The organism is Photobacterium piscicola (assembly GCF_900166965.1).
Taxonomy (GTDB): Bacteria; Pseudomonadota; Gammaproteobacteria; order Enterobacterales; family Vibrionaceae; genus Photobacterium; species Photobacterium piscicola.
The window spans coordinates 1-18,978 of sequence record NZ_FUZI01000008.1; the positions used below are offsets into that span (position 1 = coordinate 1).

Annotated in this window: 16 protein-coding genes and 1 rRNA gene; 6 read left to right on the plus strand and 11 right to left on the minus strand. The window is 41.6% G+C overall.

What is annotated here, in order from left to right; translation table 11 throughout:
• From CZ809_RS16330 to cysG, 7 genes are all read right to left on the minus strand, one after another.
• Positions 1 to 115, minus strand: a 16S ribosomal RNA gene (locus tag CZ809_RS16330); the annotation flags it as partial.
• Positions 116 to 830: 715 nt separating this feature from the next.
• Entirely contained in the window at positions 831 to 1,568 is a 738-nt protein-coding gene (cysQ, locus tag CZ809_RS16335; RefSeq protein ID WP_080158629.1) for a 3'(2'),5'-bisphosphate nucleotidase CysQ, read from the minus strand.
• A gap of 24 nt (positions 1,569 to 1,592) precedes the next feature.
• Positions 1,593 to 2,216, minus strand: a complete 624-nt coding sequence (gene cysC, locus CZ809_RS16340) for an adenylyl-sulfate kinase (protein ID WP_080158630.1) — start codon at positions 2,214 to 2,216, stop codon at positions 1,593 to 1,595.
• Positions 2,217 to 2,235: 19 nt separating this feature from the next.
• Positions 2,236 to 3,966: an SLC13 family permease gene (locus tag CZ809_RS16345; protein WP_080158631.1), complete on the minus strand. Its 1,731-nt coding sequence runs from the start codon at positions 3,964 to 3,966 to the stop codon at positions 2,236 to 2,238.
• Between the two features lie 5 nt (positions 3,967 to 3,971).
• Complete coding sequence (gene cysN, locus CZ809_RS16350) at positions 3,972 to 5,393, minus strand: sulfate adenylyltransferase subunit CysN (RefSeq protein WP_080158632.1); 1,422 nt, start codon at positions 5,391 to 5,393, stop codon at positions 3,972 to 3,974.
• A gap of 10 nt (positions 5,394 to 5,403) precedes the next feature.
• The gene (cysD, locus tag CZ809_RS16355) at positions 5,404 to 6,312 is read right to left on the minus strand and encodes a sulfate adenylyltransferase subunit CysD (RefSeq protein ID WP_080158633.1); all 909 of its coding nucleotides are present in this window, start codon (positions 6,310 to 6,312) and stop codon (positions 5,404 to 5,406) included.
• Positions 6,313 to 6,325: 13 nt separating this feature from the next.
• A complete protein-coding gene (gene cysG, locus CZ809_RS16360) occupies positions 6,326 to 7,741 on the minus strand; it encodes a siroheme synthase CysG (RefSeq protein ID WP_080158634.1) in 1,416 nt (471 codons plus the stop codon).
• 414 nt (positions 7,742 to 8,155) lie between these two features.
• Between cysG and CZ809_RS16365 the strand changes: the two genes are divergently transcribed.
• From CZ809_RS16365 to CZ809_RS16380, 4 genes are all read left to right on the plus strand, one after another.
• Positions 8,156 to 10,123, plus strand: a complete 1,968-nt coding sequence (locus CZ809_RS16365) for a bifunctional 2',3'-cyclic-nucleotide 2'-phosphodiesterase/3'-nucleotidase (RefSeq protein WP_080158635.1) — start codon at positions 8,156 to 8,158, stop codon at positions 10,121 to 10,123.
• A gap of 94 nt (positions 10,124 to 10,217) precedes the next feature.
• Positions 10,218 to 10,814, plus strand: a complete 597-nt coding sequence (locus CZ809_RS16370) for a Crp/Fnr family transcriptional regulator (RefSeq protein ID WP_080158636.1) — start codon at positions 10,218 to 10,220, stop codon at positions 10,812 to 10,814.
• A gap of 70 nt (positions 10,815 to 10,884) precedes the next feature.
• The gene (locus CZ809_RS16375; RefSeq protein WP_080158637.1) at positions 10,885 to 11,346 is read left to right on the plus strand and encodes a GNAT family N-acetyltransferase; all 462 of its coding nucleotides are present in this window, start codon (positions 10,885 to 10,887) and stop codon (positions 11,344 to 11,346) included.
• Positions 11,346 to 12,218: a DMT family transporter gene (locus tag CZ809_RS16380; protein ID WP_080158638.1), complete on the plus strand. Its 873-nt coding sequence runs from the start codon at positions 11,346 to 11,348 to the stop codon at positions 12,216 to 12,218. Before CZ809_RS16375 ends, CZ809_RS16380 begins: the two co-directional genes overlap by 1 nt.
• A 72-nt stretch (positions 12,219 to 12,290) precedes the next feature.
• On the opposite strand, the gene CZ809_RS16385 is transcribed toward CZ809_RS16380, so the two are convergent.
• Entirely contained in the window at positions 12,291 to 13,154 is an 864-nt protein-coding gene (locus CZ809_RS16385; RefSeq protein WP_080158639.1) for a LysM-like peptidoglycan-binding domain-containing protein, read from the minus strand.
• Positions 13,155 to 13,278: 124 nt separating this feature from the next.
• On the opposite strand from CZ809_RS16385, the gene bamJ reads away from it, so the two are divergent.
• Positions 13,279 to 13,899 carry a BamJ family beta-barrel-assembly machinery protein gene (gene bamJ, locus CZ809_RS16390; RefSeq protein WP_080158640.1) on the plus strand — a complete coding sequence of 207 codons (621 nt, stop codon included), beginning with the start codon at positions 13,279 to 13,281 and terminating at the stop codon, positions 13,897 to 13,899.
• Positions 13,900 to 14,075: 176 nt separating this feature from the next.
• A complete protein-coding gene (locus tag CZ809_RS16395) occupies positions 14,076 to 14,567 on the plus strand; it encodes a DUF2780 domain-containing protein (protein WP_080158641.1) in 492 nt (163 codons plus the stop codon).
• A gap of 84 nt (positions 14,568 to 14,651) precedes the next feature.
• On the opposite strand, the gene CZ809_RS16400 is transcribed toward CZ809_RS16395, so the two are convergent.
• From CZ809_RS16400 to CZ809_RS16410, 3 genes are read right to left on the minus strand one after another with little or no spacing between them, the layout of a single operon-like run.
• Entirely contained in the window at positions 14,652 to 15,416 is a 765-nt protein-coding gene (locus CZ809_RS16400; RefSeq protein ID WP_080158642.1) for a phosphoadenylyl-sulfate reductase, read from the minus strand.
• Positions 15,409 to 17,100 (minus strand): assimilatory sulfite reductase (NADPH) hemoprotein subunit, encoded by a 1,692-nt coding sequence (gene cysI, locus CZ809_RS16405; protein WP_080158643.1) that lies wholly within the window; start codon positions 17,098 to 17,100, stop codon positions 15,409 to 15,411. The genes CZ809_RS16400 and cysI overlap by 8 nt, the downstream gene beginning before the upstream one ends.
• Positions 17,100 to 18,914, minus strand: a complete 1,815-nt coding sequence (locus CZ809_RS16410) for an assimilatory sulfite reductase (NADPH) flavoprotein subunit (protein ID WP_080158644.1) — start codon at positions 18,912 to 18,914, stop codon at positions 17,100 to 17,102. The genes cysI and CZ809_RS16410 overlap by 1 nt, the downstream gene beginning before the upstream one ends.
• Positions 18,915 to 18,978: the final 64 nt, after the last annotated feature.

Sequence of the window (18,978 nt, forward strand, 5' to 3'; positions counted from 1 at the left end):
CCCGTCCGCCGCTCGTCAGCAAAGAAAGCAAGCTTTCTTTCTGTTACCGCTCGACTTGCATGTGTTAGGCCTGCCGCCAGCGTTCAATCTGAGCCATGATCAAACTCTTCAATTAAAGTTTTGTTGTCTCTTTCGAGACGGCTCAATGAATACTGACTTCAAAACTACCTTAGTAATTTTAAAGCTATTACCGCTTCTGTTTCTACAAAGAGGAACAGAATGGTAATGAATTGACTGTGCCAAAATAACTTACGTCATTTTGTATTGGTCACTCAGTTCATTGATAAATCTTTCGACTTAACTATTCAACGAGTGCCCACACAGATTGCATGGTCAAATTGTTAAAGAACGTTAGCGCAATACATCGTATTGGCTGAGGCTGCGTATATTACTCCGCGCCAGTTTAAAGTCAACAAGTTTTTTAAAATTAGATTTAACAAACCCTTTATTGACCTGCCCTGCGTTAAAAATAAATTATATTTTCAACCACTCGAATAATATTCGAGTCAAGACTGCAGTTTTCATAGCTTAATGTAAGACAAGAACCGTCAATTACCGCAATGATTTTTATAAACCGCTTATCGACAAGATACACACAGGTTGTAAATAACTTACTAACCGCACGTATTCCGTGTCGTTGGGGTGCATTATAGAGATAACAGGAAGGATGACAATTGTTTATTTGCTTTTTTAATGCGAATGCTAGTAATACCAACCAAAAGCCACAAAAGAGTCAATATTCATACAATAACGCTATTAAACAATAGTCGCTATTTAAAAATAGTGTTGAGTATTTAATCAATCCATGACATTTAGTTGATTGTATATAGTTAAGAGACAACAAAATAAGGATTTAATAGTGACTCTCGATCATAACGAAGGGGAAAACCATCCAGATCATTCACTGTAGCGCCTGCGCTTTCAGCGATACATTGACCAGCTGCAGTATCCCACATCATTGTTGGTCCTAAACGCGGGTAATATTGAGCTCGCCCTTCAGCCACTAAGCAAAACTTTAATGATGATCCCACTGCCACTAATTTATGATCTCCTAGTTGTTGAAGATAAGCCTCTAACTCAACCGAAGGATGTGAACGACTACCAACCACAGTTGGTATAGTTGAAGGTAAAAGACGAATAACCTCTTTACCTGCTTTAGTCATTAGCCAAGCTGTTTTTCCATCACCCAGCCATGCTTTATTTAATGCGGGAGCATAAACAACAGCTAAAATAGGTTTCCCATTTTCAATCAGCGCAATATTAACGGTAAACTCACCGTTCTTATTAATAAATTCTTTAGTTCCATCCAATGGGTCCACCAGCCAAAAAGATTGCCAATGTTGACGCTGTTGCCAATCGGTCTGTGGCGACTCTTCAGATAAGATAGGAATATCGGGTGTCAGTTGTTGTAGCTGATTAATGATAATTTCATTTGCAGCAAGATCAGCAATAGTGACCGGACTATTATCTGCTTTATTTTCAATCGCTATATTACTGTGATAATGCGCCATTATCGATTTACCCGCATCCAATGCGGTAGTGTATATAGCATCAAGTAATGTTGTCACTTACGGTACTCCTATTACCGATGATCACGCAATAATACTTCGACTACGTAAAGCGTTAATACATTGATCAACCAATTCATGAATATTATGACTATCAGCGGCTAAATGAATTTCAGGTTGTAAAGGCGATTGGTACTCTGCATCAATACCTGTAAATTGCTTTATTTCACCCGCTCGTGCTTTTTTATATAACCCTTTAGGATCGCGCTTTTCGCATTCAGCTAAAGGGGTATCAACAAACACTTCAATAAACTCACCTTGTGGCAGTAAATCTCGAACAGATTGTCTTTCTTCGCGATGAGGAGAAATAAATGCACTTAATACTATTAATCCAGAATCTGCCATTAACACAGCGACTTCACCAATTCGACGGATATTTTCTCGTCGATCTTGCGCTGAGAAACCAAGATCTTTACACAAACCATGGCGAACATTATCACCATCTAATAAATAGGTATGATAACCCAATGCCAAGAGTCTATGTTCAAGAGCACCAGCAACAGTCGACTTACCTGCACCACTTAATCCAGTAAACCATAACACGCAAGGCTGCTGCTGCTTTTGCTGTCCTCGCTGGTCTTTAGTCACACTATAACTATGCCAGACAATATTATTGTTATCGTCATGGGGCTTCGTGGTCGTATTCATAACATATTCCATTGTTAATTTAGTTAAAAGGGAAGACGACTGGGATCAAGATCAACACTACAGTGGAATACACAATTGAAAGCGGTAACCCCAGTTTTAAATAATCTCGAATTTTATAATTACCGACGCTATACACGAGTAGATTGGTTTGATAACCATACGGCGAAATAAAACTCGCACTAGCGCCAAACAGTACCGCCATAATAAAAGGCATCGGATCGATACCATAGCCCAGCGCCAAGCTATAACTTATTGGGAACGCTAATGCAGCGGCAGCGTTATTAGTGATCAACTCAGTTAGTATTAATGTAAGTAAGTAAACTGCAATTAATCCGCCATACACTCCCCAGCCATTAAATGCGGTAATAAGTGCTTGGCCCATTTGCTGTGATAAACCACTGGTTATCATTAATTGTGCCAGCGTTAATGCTGATCCAACAATAACTACAATATCAATCGGAAATCGACGTCGAAGCTCACCAAAGGAAATAATCCCTAATCCCACCAGCAGTACCAAATAAACGGCTAACCCTTTAATCAATGGCAGCCAATCCGCTAAAGCCAATACAATCACACTTAAAAAACCGACCAATACTGTTGTGCTGCGGTAACGGTCTAAACGTGCACTTGAATCAAGACCATTAACTAGCACAAACTCGCGTTCCAGCATGGCTTGTTTTTGGTTAAACAATTTCCCCGGAACAATAACTAACGTATCACCCGCGCGTAATTCAATATTACCCAAGCCACCAGCTAACCGTTCATGACCGCGACGGATGGCGACCACGACCGCATCAAAGTTTTCACGAAATTGAGTGCTCTTTAAGGTACGACCACAAATAGCAGCAGAATGACTGACCACAACCTCCATCATCGATTGACCATTAAGATGGTGCTGACCAAATAAATGCAGTCCTTCTATTTCTTGTAAGGTGGTAACACTTTCAATATCACCACAAAACAATAATCGATCTCCGGCTTGTAATTTAGTTTCAGGGCAAACAGGGGCTATAGTCTTACCCTCACGGATAAGCTCAGCTAAAAATAAACGTCGTAATGCACGCAGTCCATTTTCAGTGACGCTCTTTCCTATTAACGGTGAATGACTTTTTACTCGCGCCTCTAAGAAATAAGGCAGCTGTTCTTCACTGTCATCGTCGTTATTCGGTAAAAAATAACTCAGTGGAATTAAAATCATTAATCCAATAACTAACACCGCTAAGCCAATCATGGTGGGTGCAAAAAAGCCCAGGCTAGGTAAACCAATATCTTCTACAAAACTATTAATAATAAGGTTCGTTGATGTACCAATTAGCGTTAATGTGCCACCTAAAATAGCGGTATAAGATAACGGCAGTAATAATTTAGAGGGGGCATGGCGTTGATTACGCTTTATCGCCCCTATTAATGACACCACCACCGCAGTGTTATTGGTAAAGGAGGACAATAATGCGGTCGATAAGCCCAGCTTAGCCACAACAGAGCTATGACCACCTTGTGAAATTTGCCGCCCAACCCAACTAATTAAGCGGGTTTTTTCAAGAGCAATGGAGACCAAGATTAATAACACTAAGGTTAATAATGATGAATTGGTAAAATTTGCGGCAATAGCAGGTAATTCAATTAAGTTCGCTTGAAAACCAATAAATGCACAGCCAGCAAATAAATACGCAGGTTTAATCTTCGTAGTGAGCAAGCAGAGAATAATCACTACTAGCATTGCCAGCACAGTAGCTTGTTCCCAGCTCATTCACATTACTCCAGTAATTGACCGATATCTTTTGCATCCCAATGCGGAAAATGCTTACGGACTAGTGCATTAAATTCAACTTCAAACGTTGAATAACGACGACTGTTATCGATGGCTAATGGTTCACGAATTAAACCAGCACCAACAGTGACATTGGTTAATCGATCAATAATGATAAACCCGCCAGTATCTTTACAAGTTTGATAGCTATCAACGGCAATTGCATCATGTAAGTTGAACTCACATAAACCAATGCCATTAAGGGGTAATGTCTCGGTTGCAAACGTATCAAGACTATTAATATCAACTTGATGACGTATCGCACTTACACTACCTAGCGTTTTTTTACCTGCCACTTTAATATCATACTGACGTCCTGGCGTTAATGCGGTTTCCCCCATCCACACGATATCAGCCAGTACATTATTACTTAATGGCACTTCGTCTTCGGCTGCAATTAACGTATCACCACGACTAATATCAATTTCATCCGCTAAGGTAACCGTAATGGCTTGACCTTTAGTTGCAAATGCTAAATCACCATCAAAAGTTACGATTCGCTCTACGGTTGATGTTTTTCCTGATGGTAATGCTGTTACTCGTTGCCCTACCTTTAGTTCGCCTGAGGCTAATGTGCCAGCAAAGCCACGAAAGTCGAGATTAGGACGGTTTACATATTGAACCGGAAAACGTAACACTGGTGAGTCATCATCAGTGAATAAATCAACTTGCTCTAATAATGTTAACAATGGCTCGCCTTGATACCACGCCATCTTGGCACTTTGACTAACAACGTTATCGCCTTCTAAAGCAGATAAGGGCAATAATTGAATATTGATCTTAGGGTTGAGTTTTTTTGAAAACTGGAGGTATTGCTGACTAATATCGTCAAAACGAGCTTGATCAAAATCGACCAAATCCATTTTATTGACAGCCACAATAAATTGGCGAATACCGAGTAAACTAGCGATATAAGAATGACGACGGGTTTGATCTAATACCCCTTTACGGGCATCGATTAAAATAACCGCCACATCACAGGTTGAAGCACCGGTTGCCATATTACGGGTGTACTGCTCATGTCCTGGGGTATCAGCAATAATAAATTTACGCGCTTTGGTCGAGAAATAACGGTAAGCAACATCAATGGTGATCCCTTGTTCACGCTCAGCTTGCAAACCATCGACTAATAACGCTAAGTCTGGCTTATCACCCGTGGTACCGACTTTTTGACTGTCAGTATGAATTGCGGCTAGTTGATCTTCATAAATTTGGTGAGAATCATGCAGCAGACGACCAATTAAGGTACTTTTACCGTCATCTACGGAGCCACAAGTTAAAAATCGCAACAGAGATTTATTATGATGCTGATCGAGATAAGCTTCGATTCCAAGCTCTGCGACCTGTTGTTCTATCACACTATTCATTTATCTCTCCTTAGAAGTAACCTTGGCGTTTTTTCAATTCCATTGAGCCAGATTGATCGTGGTCGATAGCCCGCCCTTGACGTTCACTGGATGTCGCCACCAGCATTTCTTCAATGATCCCCGGTAACGTATCAGCCGTTGATTCCACCGCTCCCGTTAATGGATAACACCCTAAGGTTCTAAAACGGACACTTTTTTGTTGAATCGTTTCACCCGGCAATAATTCGAGTCGCTCATCATCAACCATGATTAACATTCCATCTCGCTCAACAACGGGGCGTACTTGGGATAAATACAGTGGCACAATTTCAATTTGCTCTAAGAATATATATTGCCAAATATCAAGTTCAGTCCAATTGGAGAGTGGAAACACGCGAATGCTTTCACCTTTATTAATTTGACCGTTATAGGTTTTCCATAATTCAGGACGTTGGTTTTTTGGATCCCAACTATGGTTTTTATCGCGGAATGAATACACTCGCTCTTTCGCACGTGATTTCTCTTCATCACGCCGAGCGCCACCAAACGCAGCATCAAATCCATATTTATCGAGAGCTTGTTTTAAGCCTTGGGTTTTCATAATGTCGGTATGCTTTGATGAACCATGAGTAAAAGGTCCAACACCCATCGCCACCCCTTCTGGGTTCTGATGGACTAATAAATCAAAACCGTATTTTTCAGCGGCACGGTCTCGAAATTCAATCATTTCGCGAAATTTCCAAGTAGTATCAACGTGCAATAATGGAAATGGGATTTTGCCAGGATAAAAAGCCTTACGAGCTAAATGCAACATCACCGACGAATCTTTACCGATGGAATACATCATTACTGGATTATCAAATTCAGCCGCGACTTCACGCAAAATATGAATACTTTCAGCTTCAAGCTGTTTGAGGTGGGTTAAACGTTTCGGGTCCATCACTCTCTCCATGTTATGCCAGTTTCACTGCCGCTTCAGGTTGCGGCTGTAACTGTTCCTTTGTTGTGAACCAAGCTAATTTATGTGATAACTTTACGACTTCACCGACAACAATTAATGATGGTGATGCAGCATGTTGTGCTAGATCAGCAAGTTCATGTAATTGTCCGGTTAATACTTTTTGAGTGGCTTGTGTACCACGTTCAATAATCGCGATTGGGGTATTAGGGGCGCGGCCGTGTTGTAATAACTGCTGTTGAATATGACTGGATTTCATTAGCCCCATGTAGATAACTAATGTTTGATTACCACGCGCTAATGTTAACCAATCAAGTTGTTTACCATCAGGCTTTAAGTGCCCAGTAATAAACATTGCTGTTTGAGCATAATCACGGTGGGTTAATGGAATACCTGCATAAGCAGTGGCACCAGCGGCGGCTGTAATGCCGGGAACAACTTGAAAATCAATCCCCGCCTCCACCAGCACTTCTAATTCTTCTGCACCACGACCAAATACAAACGGATCACCACCTTTAAGTCGCACCACACGTTTGCCTTGTTGGGCATATTCAACAATCAATTGGTTGGTTTGCTCTTGCGGCACACTGTGAAAGCCCGCTTTTTTACCAACACAAACAAGTTCTGCATCACGACGTACCAACGCCATCACTTCATTGGAAACAAGGTAGTCATACAACACCACATCCGCTTGCTGCATTAATTGCAAACCACGTAAAGTTAGTAACCCCGCATCACCAGGGCCGGCACCAATTAACGCAACTTGCCCAACAGGTGACGTGTGCTGTTGTAACTGTTGATGTAATGCTTGTTGGGCTTCACTATGACGACCGACAGCAACCAAATCTGCAAAGCGACCATTAAATGCTTGCTCCCAAAAGGCGCGACGGCTAGAAAAGGTAGAAATCTTGGTGGCAAGATAGTCACGAAAACCGCCTGCAATAGTCGCCATTTTGCCTAAATGCTGTGGCAATGTTGCTTCTAGTTTTTGACGCAATAAACGCGCTAAAACGGGTGCTTTACCCGATGATGAAATAGCAACAATGATCGGTGAGCGGTCAACAATAGAAGGCACAATAAAACTACAACGTTGAGTATCATCAACAACATTCACTAACACTTGACGTTGATTGGCTGATTGGTAAACCAGAGCATTCAGCGCTTTATGTGGCGTTGCGGCAATGGCTAGAAAAATCCCATCAAGATTCGCGGGAGAAAATGTGTCACCAACAAAGCGGATCTGGTTAGCAGCAATCGCCGTGGTAAAATCAGCATTAAGCTTAGACGCGATAACCCCCACATCGGCACCCGCTTTTAATAACATTTGAGTTTTGCGCCATGCGCTATTACCACCACCGACAACCAAACAGGGTCGACGCTTTAAATCCGCAAATATTGGTAAATAATCCATTGTTAACTCTCCTTGGTGTTCTGTAACCACTATAGAGAGCTCGTGATATTACTTGAAATTCTAAAGTTTCATTTTTTATATCAAAAAGTTTGGTTATTAATTCAACAATCCTAATTCCATGATCGAATAGAATGATCAACCGCAAATAAATATAAAGCAGATATAAATAGCTAGCAGTAAGCAAAATGAAGAATATTCAAATATCACTTCGAACCTAAGTTATGCCTTTTCTTTCTTAATTTAATCAACACCATTTCGTTTTGAATCAAATATTGCGATTCTTTCACCGCTTAATAATGGTTATGCATATAAAAAATGAGAGTTAAAGCACAATTATGTGACGGGTTCAGATAGTAACTGCATAAGATTTGTTATTTTAGGCACGCTTTCCTTACCTACCCTTTGGAGAAACACATGACACTATCTGTTAAGCCTTTATCAATCGCTGTTTTAGGCGGTTTGCTATTACTAGCAGGCCCCGCAAATGCAGAAACGATTAAATTACGTATTCTTGAAACAACAGATATTCATACAAATGTAATGGATTACGATTACTACAAAGATAAGCCGACTGATAAAACGGGGTTAGTCCGTACAGCGACCTTGGTTGAAAAAGCACGCGCTGAAGTCATTAATAGTGTGTTAGTCGATAACGGTGATTTGTTGCAAGGTAGCCCTATGGGTGACTACATGGCAGCAAAAGGTATTAAAAAAGGCGAAGTGCACCCTGTCTATAAAGTGATGAACCAACTCGGTTATGCGGTAGGTAATATTGGTAACCATGAATTTAACTATGGGCTTGAGTTCCTTGATACCAGTATTGAAGGGGCAAATTTCCCTTATATCAATGCCAATGTTTATGATTTAAAAACCGGTAAAAATTTATTTACCCCTTACCTTATTCAGGATTACACCTTTAAAGATAACGATGGCAACAACCAAAAACTAAAAATTGGTTACATTGGCTTTGTTCCGCCACAAATTATGGTGTGGGATAAAAACAATCTTGAAGGCAAAGTAGAAGCAAAAGACATTAAGCAAACTGCAGAGAAATTCATTCCTCAAATGAAAGCCGAAGGCGCTGATATTATTATCGCCATTCCACACTCTGGCGTTTCAGCAGACCCTTATAAAGTCGGCGCAGAAAACTCAGTCTACTTCCTAACCCAAGTAAAAGGGATTGATGCGATTGCATTTGGTCACTCGCATGCGGTATTCCCAAGTAAAGATTTTGCAAATCTACCAGGTGCTGACATCAACAAAGGCACCATCAATGGTATTCCAGCAGTAATGCCTGGTCGTTGGGGTGATCATGTGGGTATTATGGATTTGGTGTTAGACAAAGACGGTAATAGCTGGAAGGTGACCTCAGCCCAAACTGAAGCGCGTCCTATCTTTGATAAAGCCAACCAAAAATCATTAATCAAAGCCGATCCAAAATTAGTCGCGGCAGTAAAAATTGATCATAACGCTACCCGTGACTTTGTTAACCAGCCAATTGGTAAAGCCAGTGATGTAATGTACAGCTATTTAGCCTTGGTTCAAGACGACCCAACGGTACAAATTGTTAACTTGGCCCAAAAAGATTACGTTGAACGCTTTATTCAAGGTGACCCCGACCTTGATGGTTTACCCGTATTATCAGCAGCTGCCCCATTTAAAGCTGGCGGTCGTGGTAATGACGCAGGCAACTACACCGAAGTAGAAGCAGGCCAACTAACATTCCGTAACGCGGCTGACTTATACTTATACCCCAATACCCTTGTTGCGATGAAGGTAAAAGGTAAAGATGTTCAAGAATGGCTAGAATGTTCCGCGGCACAATTTAATCAAATTGATATTAACAGTGAGAAGCCGCAAGGACTTATTAACTGGGATGGTTTCCGTACTTACAATTTTGATGTCATTGATGGCGTAAAATACAACATTGATATTTCACAACCAGCAAAATACGACGGTGAATGTAAACTGATTAATCCAACCGCTAATCGTATTAAAGATTTAAGCTTTAATGGCAAACCGATTGATTTAAAGCAAACGTTCTTAATCGCGACCAATAATTACCGCGCGTACAGTGGTAAGTTTGCAGGTACAGGTGAAGCGTTCGTTGCCTTTGCCTCACCGGATGAAAATCGCACTGTATTATCAGATTACATCAGTCGCGTGAGCAAACAGAAAGGTCAAGTTGTTCCAAGTGCAGATAATAACTGGCACTTCACACCACTGAAAAGTGATAAGAAGTTAAAGATTCAATTTGAAACAGCGAACAGTGATAAAGCAGCGAAATTTATTAAAGATAAAGGCCAATACCCAATGCAACAAGTCAACACCACGCCGGGTGGGTTTGCTATTTATCAATTAGATCTTCAAACGCGTAAATAATTCCCCTCAATAAAATATCTATATACCGCAGCCTTGGTTGCGGTATTTTTTTGATACACTGCCACTATCATTCTTTTTATTCATTAACTCGCTTATGCCTTTAAATAACCATTCTGAATTAGCGGCTTTCTTAACTCAGCTAGGTGCAGATACCGCCACTATCAACGATGTCATTGCCGTTGCTGAACCACTAGATCTTCCGACTCGTCATATTTTATTACACCAAGGGCAAACCCCAACCCATTGCTACTTTTTATTAAACGGTTTGTGCCATGCGTGTTATTTAACCGAACAAGGTAAACAATTCAGTAAAGAGTTCTATTGGGATCAAGATGTTATTATAGGCTTTGAAAGCTTAATTAATGACGCGCCCTCAGCCTATTTATTAGAAACATTATCTGTCAGCCAATTAATCATGTTACCCATTACCCTATTTCAGCAATGGCGTCAGCAGCAGCACCCGTTGTATCAGACCTTATTAGAACGTCAATTACTGCATAAAGAGCACAAAGAACGCTTTATGCTCATGCATACTCCGAAGCAACGGTTACAACTGTTTAGTGATCATTTCCCCGAGTTAGTTGGGCGCATAACCGATTACCAATTGGCTTCTTATTTAGGTATTACTTCCATTAGTTTAAGTCGAATCAAAAAACGGCTCGCGAGTGGTGAAATTAATCTTAAAAATTAACCATTGTTAACTTCATTTTTGGCGTAAATCGGTACACTACTCACATCATACCGAATTCAGGACGTTAACCATGACGACATGGCAGTGTTTATCCTTTGACGAATTAACAACCCACCAGCTCTATGATCTATTAAAACTACGCTCAGAGATTTTTTGCGTTGAACAAAATTGTGTGTATCCCGATCTTGATGATCACGACCGCGCTCCAAATGTGTTCCATTTGTTAGGTTACGTAAACAATGAACTCGTCGCATACTTACGTTTATTAGCCCCTGGTGTTACTTATGATAATGTCAGTATTGGACGAGTTGTAGTAACACCAAGTCAGCGTAAGCATGGTTTAGGACATCAATTATTACGTCAGGGATTAACCCATGCCGAGAAAATTTGGCCACAACAGCTAATTGAAATTGGCGCTCAACAATATTTAGTGGCGTTCTATCAGTCTCATGGATTTACCCAAACGTCAGATATGTACCTTGAAGATGGCATTCCCCATGTTGATATGCAGTTATTACAAGATCCCACCTAATGCGCTGGTCTGCGGTTTCAATCGGTATTGCTATTTTAATTTGCGGTAATTTATCGTCATCACTGTCTGATGTGGCGGTAAAATTATTAGACGGTAGCGTATCGGCATTTCAGTACATGTTTATTCGCCAACTATTGAGCGTGATCCTAATTGCGCCATTATGGCTACGATTAACCCCCGCTCAGCGTGATATTGGGCATTGGAAGGTGAATGCAATCCGTGCCCATCTTGTATTAGCGGGTAGTGGCATGTTGCTGATTGCCTTAACTTACCTTCCATTAGCCACCGCCAATGCCTTATTTTACGCCGCACCGTTACTCATGCTGCCATTATCAATGCTGGTATTAGGTGAGCGGCCAAATAAAGAAAAAGTATTAGCAACTGCTGTCGGGTTTATTGGCATCGTCATTGTGTTACGCCCCGATCAATTTCATTGGGCCGCATTTGCCGCATTAGGCACCGCCTCAACATTGGCGTTATACAATGTTTTAGTACGTAAACTACCGCCACAACAACCGATTATCAGTACTCTATTTTGGACAGGTATTTTATCGTTACCCATATCAAGCCTATTAGCCTACCAATATTGGCAGCCACTACAGCCAAAACAATGGTTATTAATTACGGCAAGTGCGTTATTCACTTTAGGTTATCAGGGCTGCTGTGTTGCGGCTTACCGTCAAAGCGAGACTTATAAGATTGGACTTGCGGAGTATTCAGGGCTTATTTTTGTCGCGATATTTGGTTATTTATGGTTTGACGAGATTCCCGATCTGCTCACGGGGTTAGGTATTCTTTTGATCATCATTCCAATGGCCCCATGGCCGAAAATCCGTCGCTCATCACAAAGCCTGAGCCATAACGCAGATTAAACATTTATCACTTAAAAATAATAAGCCGCCTTAACTGGCGGCTTATTATTTTAACGTATAACCATTGCAAATTTATTGACGATAAAAACGGCCACTAGCATTAACTGCATACGAAGCAGAAACACCATTACCTAAAATTTGTAAGCCACTAATTTCACCACGGCTGTTTTGACGATAACGTAACGTCTGTCCAGCTTGAATACGGCTAATAGGTTTACCCGCCCCTTCAACTTTCGCGATAGCATAAAGATCCCCAAGTGGTAGTCCTTTATTACGGAAAATATTGGCTAATGTATCTCCCGCTGGCACTTTATAGCTATACCATTGATTTGCAGCACCCGCTGGCTGCTGAGTCGCCTTTGGCGTTGATACTGGCGCTGTCTTTACCGCAGCTTTTGCAGCGACCACGGGTTTATGAGTAGCGGTATCAATGGTGTAGACCTTACCACCATTAATCGGATAGATTTTTGAAGTCATCGGTTTACGCTCAGGTGCTGGGCCGCGATCTTCCATGCCTCCCCTCGCTTTCATACCTGAATCTTCTTTAATATCAGCGCTGTCTAATACAACATCGGTACGTTTAACCGCACTGTGCTTACCATTGCCATCTGGATTATTTTCAGTTTGAGTATTAGGCTCCGACGTCACCTGACTTGCCACATCACTATTGCCTAAATTTAAGGCAATATCACGCCGCATCGGTACACCGTCAGATTGACCTTCTAATTCTTTGGTTGATGGCAGCATTAGCGCACCAATAAATACGGGCACAATAACGACTAACGCCCAACGATGAAACCGAGGGAAACGCTGCCATACCTGACATACACCAGATACACGCTCACTGCACTTTGCCTTTATTGCACCAAAATTGAGTTTCATTGGTGGTTGCAGGTTAGCGTTTTTTTTATTTGAACGGCGATTTACCTTTCCCATATACAGCACTCCAAAGCTTCATATGTCACGCAATTAGCGAATATTAGTTACAAACATTTACCCGATGGGGGCTAAACTGTTATCCTGCCTGCTTTAATTCATTCTACATTAAGAGATGACAATAATGTCTGACGTTAAACTAGATACAATTGAGACTAAAGCAAGCTACGGTATTGGTCTACAAATGGGCCAACAACTAGCACAAAGCGGTCTTGAAGGCCTAAACGTAGCAGCTATTGCTAAAGGTATCGCAACTTCTCTAGCTGGCGAAATGCCAGAAATCGAAGTTGATGACATCAACAATGCACTACGTGAACTTCACACAACAGCAGATGCAGCTCGTCAAGAACAAGCTAAACTAGCAGCAGCTGATGGCGAAGCATTCCTAGCTGAAAATGCACAACGTGCAGAAGTTACAGTAACTGATTCTGGTCTTCAGTACGAAGTTCTTGTTGAAGGTACTGGCGAAATTCCAACTTCAGACAAGCAAGTTCGTGTGCACTACCACGGTATGCTAACAGATGGCACTGTTTTTGACAGCTCTGTATCTCGTGGTCAACCTGCAGAATTCCCTGTAACTGGCGTTATTGCTGGTTGGGTTGAAGCTCTTCAAATGATGCCTGTAGGTTCTAAGTGGAAACTGTCTATTCCACAAAACCTAGCTTACGGTGAGCGCGGCGCAGGTGCTGCAATCCCTCCGTATGCAGCACTAGTATTTGAAGTAGAGCTATTAGATATCCTATAAGATATCAAGCTTGAACAAATAAATAAACGGCGCTATGAGCGCCGTTTTTATACCTATACGTCATTCAAATAACAAAAAATCATTGCAACAAGACAAATCTTCACTAGGATTGACATACCCAAGTCAATTTCTGATTTAAAAGACTTCGGTATTAATCTTTACTAAGGAGTCTCCCCATGAAAAAACGTCGTATCGTAACGACTGTTGCAGCAGTTGCATTGCTATCATCAAGCGCCATGAGTTACGCTTTTAGCTTATCTGATATTTTCGGTGGCGAAAGTGCCGATCAAGTGGTTAGCCAAGTTGCAGAAAACCCGCTAACAAAAACCCTGATTTCTGAACTCGGTGTTAAACCTGAACAAGCAGCCGGTGGTGCAGGCGCATTACTAGGCATGGCTGCAAGTCAACTTTCAGGTCCACAAGGAAGCGAACTGGCTAAATTGATCCCTGGCGCTGAAAAATTAACGGACTCATTACCAATGGGACTTGGCCAGCTACTTAGCAACCAAGCTAACATTGATAAAGTGTTCTCAGTTCTAGGAATGGATCCTGCGATGATCAATAAGTTTATTCCCGTTATTACCCAATTCTTAGGCCAACAAGGTGCAAGTAATGCTCTTTTAGGCGCATTAGATAAAGTATGGGCTCCTGCTGCGGCAGCAAAATAATCTTATTCTCTATCTGAATAACCCACAAGGCAGCGTCGATACGCTGCCTTGTTTTTTTATTGATAAACCCAACACAAAATGAAACTAAATCCCTGAACCTTGTGATTCAGTGTCATTGTCTTCATGCAAACCACATTCACGTTTCAAACCAAAAAAGCGCGTCTCTTGTTCTGTCATTCCTGGCTGCCATTTCACCGTAGTATGAATATCACCGACAGATAAATAATCGTGGTGTTTTAACGGATGATAAGGTAACTGATGTTGCAGCAAGTAAGCATCAATATCGTCATTGGTCCAATCAATCACAGGCAAAAATTTAAAACGACCATTTTGAATCGCTAATACAGGTAACGTCGCACGAGAATCGGCTTGCTCACGACGTAATCCTGAAAACCATGTTCCAACATTCAGCTCACTCAATGCCCGCCGCATCGGCTCTACTTTGTTTAATTGGTTATATTGCTTAATACCTTCAACACCTTGCAGCCATAATTGACCATAACGTGCTTCTTGCCATGCAGCACTGTGTTGAGCGCGATAAATATATAAATTCAAATTAAGTTGTTTAGTTAAACTATCAATAAACTGATACGTTTCGGTAAATAAATACCCAGTATCCGTTAATATCACCGCAATATTTGATCGAACTTCCGTCACTAAGTGCAGCATAACTGCCGATTGAATCCCAAAGCTAGATGCTAATGCAAACTCGCCCTCAAGATTATCAAGCGCCCATTGCACTCGCTGTTGAGCTGTCATTGTTTCCAGCGTGGCATTAATTTCAGCCAGCTGAATAATTTGACTCACTTTTGGCAGTTCAAGTAACTCAGCCAGTTGAAATCTAGGCATAAAAATCCCTCATTGATATTTTTACTTCATCAATAATGCCAGCACGAATAGTGAAATCACCAAAGCCTTCATTCTGTTGACGCTCCGTCGACCAACGACCGACTAAACTATCTATCTCATCCATTATTTGAGCTACGGTAATATTTTCGCGGTACATTTTAGGTACTCGAGTACCATTACGGTTACCACCTAAATGAAGGTTATATCGTCCAGGCGCTTTACCCACTAAGCCTATTTCAGCCAACATCGCGCGCCCACAGCCATTAGGACACCCGGTTACCCGTAAAATAATATTCTCATCTTTGGCTAAATCATGCTTCGCTAATACCGCTTCAACATCAGTCACAAATTCAGGTAGGAAGCGTTCGGCTTCCGCCATGGCTAACGGACAAGTTGGCAGAGACACACATGCCATTGAGTTTTTTCGCTGCTCACTGACACTGTCATCCATCAAACCATGATCACGTGCGATCTTCTCGATCTTAGCTTTGTCTTTTTCTAACACACCAGCAACAATCAGATTTTGGTTGGCGGTCATTCTAAAATCACCACCATGGACCTTGGCTATTGCTGCCATACCGGTTTTAAGAGGTTTATTCGGTGTATCCAATAAACGGCCATTTTCAATAAATAACGCTAAATGGTGCTTACCATCAATGCCCGCAACCCAACCAATACGATCACCACGATCGGTAAACTCATACGGTCGACTGACTTCAAAGGTAACCCCGGCTCGTGACTCAACTTCTGCTTTAAATACCTCCACGCCAACCCGATCAATAGTGTATTTAGTTTTGGCATTTTTACGGTTAGAACGGTTTCCCCAATCACGTTGAGTAGTAACCACAGCAGTCGCGACATCAAGGGTTTTATCTAAAGGTACAAACCCGAAATCATCAGCACGGCGCGGATACGTGGCATGGTCACCATGGGTCATTGCTAAGCCACCGCCAACTAACACATTAAAACCTACCAACTTCCCATTGTCGGAAATTGCGATAAAATTGAGGTCATTAGCATGGACATCAACATCATTTTGCGGCGGAATAACCACTGTGGTTTTAAACTTACGCGGTAAATAATTACTGCCTAAAATGGGTTCTTCATCGGTTGTTTCACGCTTTTCACCGTCTAACCAAATTTCGGCATAAGCACGTGTTTTCGGCAGTAAATGTTCACTGATTTTTTTTGCCCACTCATACGCTTGTTGATGAAGCTCAGATTCAACAGGGTTGGTGGTACACAACACGTTACGATTTACATCCCCCGCCGTTGCGATGGAATCAATACCAATACTATTTAGTGTTTGGTGCATTAGTTTAATGTTAGGTTTCAGCACTCCATGGAACTGAAATGTTTGACGGGTCGTTAAACGAATACTGCCATACGAGGTATGCTCATCAGCAAATTTATCAATCGCTAACCATTGTTCAGGAGTGATCACGCCCCCCGGCATTCGCGCCCGTAACATCACATTCTGAAGCGGTTCTAATTTTTGTTTAGCGCGCTCAGCACGAATATCACGATCATCTTGCTGATACATGCCATGAAAGCGAATTAATTGAAAGTTATCAGCGCTAAATCCCCCAGTAATACGATCATCAAGATCTTGCTCTATAGTACCGCGAAGAAAATTGCTTTGACGTTTTAGACGTTCATTGTCTGATAATTTTTGCTCTGTCATTAGTACACATCCCTTTGATAGCGTTTATCTTTACGCAGCTCATTGAGATACTGCTCGGCTTGCTCGCGCGTTTTCTTTCCTTGTTGTTCAATAACGGTTAACAAGGCTTGATGAACATCTTTGGCCATGTGGGTTGCATCACCACACACATAAACATGCGATCCTGCTTGTAACCACTGCCACACTTGTGGTGCTTGTTCTAAAATGCGCTGTTGAACATAGATTTTCTCGGCTTGATCTCGACTAAATGCGACATCTATTTGATCCACCACTCCGTCTTTTAGATATTTCTGCCATTCAACTTGATAAAGAAAATCTTCAGTAAAAGTTCGATCACCAAAAAATAACCAGTTTTTACCTTGTGCTTCACGGTTATCACGCTCTTGCACAAAAGCACGGAACGGTGCAATACCCGTTCCCGGACCAATCATAATCACGGGCGTATTATCATCAGCTGGTAACTTAAAATTATTATTAGTTTCAACAAACACTTTCACCGCAGCGCCTTCTGCTAGACGTTGCGCTAAGAAACTTGATGCGCCACCTTGGCGTTGCTCATCGCCTTGGGAAAATTCAACCACACCAACCGTTAAATGCACTTCTTCGCCCACTTCTTGTTGGCTGGAAGCAATAGAATATAAACGGGGCGTTAAACGGCGTAATAAACCGATTAATTGCTCTGCAGTTAAAGCAGCTTTCTTCTCAGCGAGCACATCAATGATTTGAGTATTAGCCGCATACTCACGCAATTTTTCACGATCATTCACCAGCTTTTGTAATTTTTTACTGCCAGATATTTCTGCATATTTAGTTACAAACTGTGGATTTGATGCGGTAATTTCATAATGGCTAATCAACGCATCACGAATAGATAAGTTACTGCCATCAACATCCACCGAAGTTGCAGCATCTAAGTCAAGTTTCGCTAATATGGCATCAACCAATTGTGGATCATTGTCAAACCACACCCCCAGAGCATCCCCCGCTTGATAGCTTAAGCCTGAACCTTCTAAATCAATTTCAATATGGCGTACATCTTTATCTGAATGGCGACCAGTGATTTTCTGGCTTACTAATAAACTGGCGGTATAAGGATTTTGCTTATTATAAGTCGCGACTGATGTGGCCTTTTGTCCCACGGGTAACTGAACAACTTCTGCTTCACCGGTTGATAAGGTTTGTTTGGTTTTGGCTAATACTTGTGTACGCCACTCTGCGGCGGCCGCTTCATAGTCAACATCACAATCAAGGCGATCAAGCATCGGCTTCGCACCCAGTTTTGCTAAGTAGCGATCAAAATCTTTAGCTGTTTGGCAGAAAAATTCATAACTAGAGTCGCCGAGCCCAATCACGCTGTAGTGTAAATTCGATAATTGGGGGGCTTTTTTTGACTGTAAAAACTGATGCAGTTCTATCGCATCGTCGGGGGCTTCACCTTCTCCATGTGTTGAAGCAATAATAATAACGTGAGTTTCTTTACTAAGATTTTTCCCCTTATAGTCCCCCGCCGACACAAGATTCACCGCAATATCTTGTGCGAGAGCTTGCTGTTGTAACGCTTGAGCGACACCTTTAGCATTACCTGTTTGCGAGGCATAAATAATGGTTAGTTTACCCGCAGGTTTTGCAGCGGCCAGTACATTTGATGCAGGAACAGCTGCCGTTGTTGATGATTGAGATTGACTCAACCCCCAAAAATAACCACTGATCCAAGCCAGTTGTTGTGGTGATGATTCTGCTGCGGCTAGCTTAAGCTGATCTATTTGTTGATCATTGAGTGGGCTAGCTAAAGCTGATAGTTGGTTGATTGACATAGCACGACGATCCCTATTCATTGCGTTATGTTAGAGTAGCCATTTAAACTAATAACAAGAAAGA